Below are 516 nucleotides of genomic sequence, written 5' to 3'. Positions count from 1 at the left end.
GCTTCCAGCGCTCGGCCTCCCGGCGCACGGGGGTGCCTCCGGCCCAGGCCAGGTAGCCGGCGGCGGCCACCAGCCCGGCCCCGCCGAGGACCGCGACGAGCCACGGCGGGATCCACGGGTGACCGGCCTCGGCGTTGCGGGCCAGGTTCATGGCCGAGGCAGTGGCCAGGACCAGCCCCAGCAGGGCGAAGGCCACGCCGACCAGGCGCTGACGACGCACGGCTGCGGGCCACGGGGAACGGGTCCTGGCACTGGAGCTCTTGGCGCTTCCGCGCCCCACACCCCAGTCGGTGCCCGAGGAGGGGCGGCGGGGGCCGCGTCCCTTGGCGGGGCCGCGCCCCACACCCCAGTCAGTGCCCCCCTGGGCCTTGATCTCCTCGACGTCCAGGGCATTGGTGGCGGCCTCCCAGGCACTGGACTCGGCCAGGATGCCGGCGTCCTCCTCGGAGTCGGGCTGGACCGCCGCGTCCGTAGGCGCGGTGGGGGCGGCGCTGGGGCGCGCCTGGTAGCCGCGGG

General features: G+C 77.3%; 1 pseudogene. It reads right to left on the bottom strand.

Annotated features, from left to right (window positions below):
- Nucleotides 1-516: pseudogene (locus RIV12_RS13110) on the bottom strand (hypothetical protein); the annotation flags it as partial.

Source organism: Actinomyces stomatis (assembly GCF_031292835.1).
GTDB lineage: Bacteria > Actinomycetota > Actinomycetes > Actinomycetales > Actinomycetaceae > Actinomyces > Actinomyces stomatis.
The sequence above is the reverse complement of the archived record's forward strand: the minus strand, read 5'-3'. Positions and strand labels throughout refer to the sequence as shown.